Raw genomic sequence first — 2,500 nt, forward strand, 5'->3', positions numbered from 1 at the left:
CGTAAGCACCTCACGGCGGCCGTTCTCCTGAGAGCAGTGAACGGAGGTAATTTGGTTCCCACCAATATTTCTGGTGGGAATCAAAGTGGTCGAGATTCTGGATGGCAAGAACGGGATGCCGTCGGGTAAGCGCCCGAACTTTCCGCGCGAATTCAAACGGCAACTGGTTGAACAGACCTTCGAGCCGGGAGCTTCCGTATCGCTGGTCGCGCGTCGTAACGACATTAATACCAACCTGGTGTTCAAATGGCGTCGCCAATATCTTGAGGGCGCATTTGGAGCGCCACATCCGGCGCATGCACGACGGCAATCCGATGATGACGTTGCACCGCTACTTCCGGTGAGCATTGTCACCGAAGCGCAGGACTCGAAGCCCATGCGCGAGGAGGTGTCGGAGAACGTCTGCGAGATCGAATTTGACCGGGCACGCCTGCGCGTTCGCGGCAACGTGCCGCCGGATATGCTGCGGTTACTGATTCGGGAGCTGTCCCGGTGATCGGGCTGCCGGCGGGAACACGCATCTGGATTGCCGCGGGCGTCACCGACATGCGCTGCGGATTTCAGGGACTGGCGGCGAAGGTGCAGACCATGCTCCAGGAGAATCCGATGGGTGGCAACGTCTTCATTTTCAGGGGGCGGCGCGGTGACCTGATAAAGATTTTGTGGGCCACTGAGGACGGGCTGTGGCTCCTGGCAAAGCGGCTTGAGCAAGGCCATTTTATCTGGCCGCAGGCTGACGGCGGCAAGGTCCATCTCACACATGCACAGTTGTCGATGCTACTCGAGGGCATTGATTGGCGACAGCCGCGTCGAACCGCAGTGCTATCGGTCTTGTAAACGCTTCGGGAGGTACGTAAACTCCGCCGCATGACCGATGATGCCCGTCTTCCCGATGACGTCGATGCGCTTAAGGCGTTGCTGCTCGAGGCTCGCGCCCAGCTTGCCGAGCGCGATATCGAGATCGAACAGCTTAAGGCCCAGATCGACAAACTCAAACGGATGCAGTTTGGCCGCAAGTCCGAGCGGCTGGACCGGCAGATCGAGCGGCTTGAGACCGAACTGGAGGAGCTGACCGGCGGGCGCGGTGTCGCGGATGTTCGCCGCGCCCGCGCATCGGGCACGAATGCGCCGGCCGGCACAACAGCCTCGAAAGAGGCGTTGCCACCCCATCTTCCGCGTGAAGAGCACGTGCTGGAAGCGGATTCGGTCTGCCCTGGCTGCGGCAACGCCATGCAGCCACTGGGCGAAGACGTGTCCGAGCAACTCGCCCGTGTCGCTGCCATGTTCAAGGTGATCCGCACGATCCGACGCAAGGCGGTCTGCACCTGCTGCAAGCAATTCTCGCAGCCGCCGATGCCGGGCCTGCCGATTGAGCGCAGCATCGCCCATCCAAGCCTGCTGGCCGACATCCTCGTCTCGAAGTTCGCTGATCATCAACCGCTGTACCGGCAGTCGCAGATTGCCGCGCGCGACGGCGTGAAGCTTGACCCCGCCAGCATGGGGCGCTGGGTTGGCCAGTGCGAGGCCCTTTGCGAGCCGCTGACCGAGGCGTTGCGCCGCCACACGGTGGCCACCTGGAAGCTGCATGTGGACGACACGCCGATCCCTGTGCTTGCGCCGGGCAACAGGAAGACGAAGACCGGGCGACTCTGGGTATATGTGCGCGACGACAGGCGTTCGGGTTCGACGGATCCGGCTGCGGTGTGGTTTGCGTACTCGCCGGACCGCAAGGGCGTCCATCCCCAGACCCATCTCGCCGGATTCGAGGGCATCCTGCAGGCTGATGCCTACGGCGGCTTCAACGAACTGTACGAAAGCGGCAAGATCCGTGAGGCCGCATGCTGGGATCACGCGAGACGATATCTCTATGAAGTCCACGTGCGTACGCCGACTGAAGCAACAAGGCACGTGCTCGAACTGATCGGCGAACTCTACGGTATCGAGGCCGACATCCGCGGCAAACCAGCTGTTGAACGGCTGCGCGTACGACAGCAGAGAAGCTTGCCGCTGCTCGGGACCATCAGGGCGTGGATGACGGACAAACTCGCGTCGCTATCGAAGAAGTCCGATCTGGCCAAAGCAATCAATTACTCGCTCAACCAGTGGGATGCGCTCGTGCTGTATTGCCAGGACGGTCGCATCGAGATCAGCAACGCGCTGGCCGAAAACGCCTTGCGCTGCGTCAGCCTCGGACGCAAGAACTTCCTGTTTGCCGGCTCCGACAGCGGGGGCGAACGCGCGGCTGGGATGTACGGCCTGATCGGCACGTGCAAGCTCAATGACATCAATCCGCGCGCCTATCTCGAATACGTCCTGACCCATATCGCCGACCATCCCATCAACCGTATCGACGAACTGCTACCCTGGAACGTCGTCGCGAAACTTCCCCGGCACTCCAGTCTACCTACCTCAGCCGCCTGATCGCCAACTGGCGAGAACCCATCCCCCATCATGCCTCACACGCACGTCGTATTGCGAACGGCCGTTGTGAGGTGCTTAC

The 2,500-nt window shown here is 61.5% G+C and carries 3 protein-coding genes; all 3 read left to right on the forward strand.

Going from position 1 to position 2,500, the window contains the following annotated elements:
• Positions 1 to 85: 85 nt before the first annotated feature.
• The 3 genes from QYH69_RS35745 to QYH69_RS35755 are packed head-to-tail and all read left to right on the forward strand — an operon-like array spanning position 86 to position 2,421.
• Positions 86 to 496, forward strand: a complete 411-nt coding sequence (locus QYH69_RS35745; protein ID WP_308836321.1) for a transposase — start codon at positions 86 to 88, stop codon at positions 494 to 496.
• On the forward strand, positions 493 to 837 hold the full coding sequence (gene tnpB, locus QYH69_RS35750; RefSeq protein WP_308836322.1) for an IS66 family insertion sequence element accessory protein TnpB: 345 nt from the start codon (positions 493 to 495) through the stop codon (positions 835 to 837). The genes QYH69_RS35745 and tnpB overlap by 4 nt, the downstream gene beginning before the upstream one ends.
• 30 nt (positions 838 to 867) lie before the next feature.
• Positions 868 to 2,421, forward strand: a complete 1,554-nt coding sequence (locus QYH69_RS35755; protein ID WP_308836323.1) for an IS66 family transposase — start codon at positions 868 to 870, stop codon at positions 2,419 to 2,421.
• Positions 2,422 to 2,500: the final 79 nt, after the last annotated feature.

It is taken from the genome of Paraburkholderia sp. SARCC-3016 (assembly GCF_031119615.1).
Classification (GTDB): domain Bacteria; phylum Pseudomonadota; class Gammaproteobacteria; order Burkholderiales; family Burkholderiaceae; genus Paraburkholderia.